The sequence below is a fragment of the Nostoc cf. edaphicum LEGE 07299 genome (assembly GCF_015207245.1).
GTDB lineage: Bacteria > Cyanobacteriota > Cyanobacteriia > Cyanobacteriales > Nostocaceae > Nostoc > Nostoc edaphicum_B.
The window spans coordinates 1-3,758 of sequence record NZ_JADEXF010000603.1; the positions used below are offsets into that span (position 1 = coordinate 1).

Here is a 3,758-nt window from a genome sequence, read left to right on the forward strand (position 1 = left end):
GAAGTTGGGTAAGCGGGAGTTACATCAGATGAATTAATCTTAGGGGTTTTTTGCGCCCATCCCATATTTGGCAAAGCTATCAACCCCAGCAAGATAGAAGTAATTAATAAACTAGTACGCTTGTAAAACAATACCACGGTGACATTTCCTTTGGAGACAGTACCCATAGCATTTACCTAAACTGGCTTTGGGTTAATTTCAGTGTTCCCCTTGCTGGGATTTTTTAAACATTGGGGATTGGGGACACAACTCTTGGAGAGGCTACGCCAACAACAAGGGGTAGTTGAGCGCAGTCGAAACTCAGTGCATTGTTGGAGACTGGGGATTTCTCCATCTACCCGATCTTTCCTGTCCTTTACAGTTATTAATGACATTTTGTAAAGCTTTTGTAACAAAAAGTTTAAATCTTTATGTAATAACAAAATTAAATAGATAAGTTAAAAACTTTCAAAGAATAACTTATCGAATTCTTGATATATTGTGAAACAAGTTACAAATTACGTGGTGTGCAATTCTTTTATCTTTTGCTCACCACTCTGCTAAATCTCTGTCAAGTAAATTCTTTTCTGGTATCTTTTCCATCAAAGGTCAAGATATAAGGAGTGTAAAGGCGGGAATGTGTGCCAGCCAGCCCAATCCCCTAAATACCCTAATTTATGGGGGAATTATCTAAATCAAGCCGCAAAGCGCGGAAGTTTTGGTGAAATTGAGAAGGTTTAGTTGGGTGCGAAGAAGAGGTAAAAAAGAATTTTGATTTTTAGCAAGAGGGAACAGTAGAAGCGCTAGGTCGTGTACCCCTAGAAGGGGAAAACACTGGTGAGGAGGGCTACCACCGCTACCAAAGTGTCCGCCGCCAAAAAACTGCTAACCTTTGCCAAAGCCAACTCCTAACAAAAAATTTTTCCGATCTTCCCCTCGCTCAAGGGGGGCAAGAGCGGGGTGAGGGGAAGTTGCACAAAACGTGATTTGATAATTAAAAAGAGTGATTTCAGGGAAGGATAAAATTATGTCTTACGCTCAAACGAAGACTCAGAGCAAATCTGGGTATCAAGCCGGGGTTAAAGATTACAGACTAACTTATTACACACCGGATTACACACCAAAAGATACCGATCTTCTAGCTGCGTTCCGTATGACACCTCAGCCTGGTGTTCCTCCCGAAGAAGCAGGTGCGGCTGTTGCGGCTGAATCCTCCACAGGTACTTGGACAACTGTGTGGACAGATTTGCTCACCGACCTCGATCGCTACAAAGGTCGTTGCTATGACATCGAACCAGTTCCCGGCGAAGACAACCAGTACATTTGTTACGTTGCCTATCCTTTGGACTTGTTTGAAGAAGGTTCTGTAACCAACGTATTGACCTCAATTGTTGGTAACGTCTTTGGTTTCAAAGCTTTACGGGCACTGCGTCTAGAAGACATCCGTTTCCCAGTAGCTTACATCAAGACCTTCCAAGGGCCTCCTCACGGTATCCAAGTTGAGCGCGACAAGTTAAACAAATATGGTCGTCCTTTGTTGGGTTGTACCATTAAGCCCAAATTGGGTCTTTCCGCTAAGAACTACGGACGCGCTGTATACGAGTGCTTACGCGGTGGTTTGGACTTCACCAAAGACGACGAAAACATTAACTCTGCACCATTCCAAAGATGGCGCGATCGCTTTTTGTTCGTAGCTGAAGCTATCAACAAGGCTCAAGCAGAAACCGGTGAAATCAAAGGTCACTACCTCAACGTCACCGCTCCTACTTGCGAACAAATGTTGCAACGGGCTGAGTATGCTAAAGAACTCAAACAGCCCATCATCATGCATGACTACCTAACCGCAGGTTTCACCGCCAACACCACATTGGCTCGTTGGTGCCGCGATAACGGTATCTTGCTGCACATTCACCGTGCGATGCACGCTGTAATTGACCGTCAAAAGAACCACGGTATCCACTTCCGTGTATTGGCTAAAGCCCTACGTTTGTCTGGTGGCGACCACATCCACACTGGTACAGTAGTTGGTAAGTTGGAAGGTGAGCGCGGCATCACAATGGGCTTCGTTGACCTGTTGCGTGAAAACTACATTGAGCAAGACAAGTCTCGTGGTATTTACTTTACCCAAGACTGGGCTTCTCTACCTGGTGTAATGGCAGTTGCTTCTGGTGGTATCCACGTATGGCACATGCCCGCCCTGGTAGAAATCTTTGGTGATGACTCCGTACTACAATTCGGTGGTGGTACTCTAGGACACCCTTGGGGTAACGCTCCTGGTGCAACCGCTAACCGCGTCGCCTTGGAAGCTGTTGTTCAAGCTCGTAACGAAGGCCGTAACTTGGCTCGTGAAGGTAACGATATCATCCGCGAAGCTGCCAAGTGGTCTCCTGAACTGGCTGTTGCTTGCGAACTGTGGAAAGAAATCAAGTTCGAGTTTGAAGCAATGGATACCGTCTGATCTGGGTTAACAGTTAAGAGTTAAGAGTTAGAAGTAGAGACGCGATGAATCGCGTCTGTACAAGAGTTAGGATTTGCATTAATTCATAACTCATAACTCATAACTCATAACTCTTCACGGCTGGGGTCAAGCATGAATCTTAAGCAAATTGCGAAGGACACAGCCAAAACTCTCCAAAGCTATCTGACTTATCAGGCTCTAAGGACAGTATTGGCACAGCTAGGCGAAACTAATCCGCCATTAGAACTTTGGTTGCATAACTTTTCGTCTGGCAAAATTCAAAATGGTGAGTCATTCATTGAGCAACTGTTGCGAGAGAAACCAGATTTGGCTTTGCGAATCATGACTGTTAGAGAACACATTGCGGAAGAAATTGCAGAATTTTTACCGGAAATGGTGCGCACTGGCATTCAGCAAGCCAACATGGAGCAACGTCGCCAGCATTTAGAACGCATCACACAAGTAGTAGACACATCTAACCCCAGTCTGCACCCAGAACAGCAAGCAACTTCAGATCAGAATTTGGATAACTTATCCAATTAGTTCGGTCAATCTACTAGTAAAAATCGCAACCAATTATCAAAAGCTATGCAAACTTTACCAAAAGAGCGTCGTTACGAAACCCTTTCTTATCTTCCCCCTCTGTCTGATGCTCAAATTGCTAAACAAGTCCAGTACATCTTGAATCAAGGTTACATTCCTGCGATCGAGTTTAACGAAACTTCTGAGCCAACAGAATTATATTGGACAATGTGGAAGTTGCCTTTGTTCGGCGCTAAATCCACTCAAGAAGTATTGAGCGAAGTTCAAGGATGCCGTTCTCAATTCAACAACAGCTATATCCGTGTTGTAGGTTTTGACAACATCAAGCAGTGCCAAGTTCTCAGCTTTCTTGTTCACAAACCAAACAGATACTAAAAGCTCACTAGCTTTAAGTAATTAGTTTATCCCCATAGGAGAGGTAGAATTATCTACCTCTCCTATTTACTAAATTTGTTTTGAAACGTAGAGGGACGCAGAGTTATTCTCTATGTACCTATACGTTTCCTAAGACACTGATAATGCTAAAAGAAGTAAGAATTTGTTTTGTTGGTGACTCTTTTGTTAATGGTACTGGCGATCCTGAATGTCTTGGTTGGACAGGTAGAATATGTGCTAATGCTAATAAAAAAGGTTATGACATTACCTACTATAATTTAGGAATTAGGCGAGATACTAGTACCGATATTGCAAAGCGTTGGTTACAGGAAGTATCACTTCGCTTACCCAAAGAATATGATGGCAGAGTTATATTTTCCTTTGGATTGAATGACACAACAGT

At 43.5% G+C, this 3,758-nt stretch carries 4 protein-coding genes; all 4 read left to right on the top strand.

Features of this window, described 5'->3' with window-relative positions:
* Window positions 1-1,006: 1,006 nt before the first annotated feature.
* Window positions 1,007-2,437 (top strand): form I ribulose bisphosphate carboxylase large subunit, encoded by a 1,431-nt coding sequence (locus tag IQ229_RS17570; RefSeq protein ID WP_012410537.1) that lies wholly within the window; start codon window positions 1,007-1,009, stop codon window positions 2,435-2,437.
* Window positions 2,438-2,569: 132 nt separating this feature from the next.
* Window positions 2,570-2,980 (top strand): RuBisCO chaperone RbcX, encoded by a 411-nt coding sequence (rcbX, locus tag IQ229_RS17575; RefSeq protein WP_194045897.1) that lies wholly within the window; start codon window positions 2,570-2,572, stop codon window positions 2,978-2,980.
* Between the two features lie 45 nt (window positions 2,981-3,025).
* Window positions 3,026-3,355, top strand: a complete 330-nt coding sequence (locus tag IQ229_RS17580) for a ribulose bisphosphate carboxylase small subunit (RefSeq protein ID WP_069072884.1) — start codon at window positions 3,026-3,028, stop codon at window positions 3,353-3,355.
* A 143-nt stretch (window positions 3,356-3,498) separates the two neighbouring features.
* The coding region (locus IQ229_RS17585; protein WP_409339941.1) for a GDSL-type esterase/lipase family protein at window positions 3,499-3,758 on the top strand (260 nt) is incomplete at its 3' end.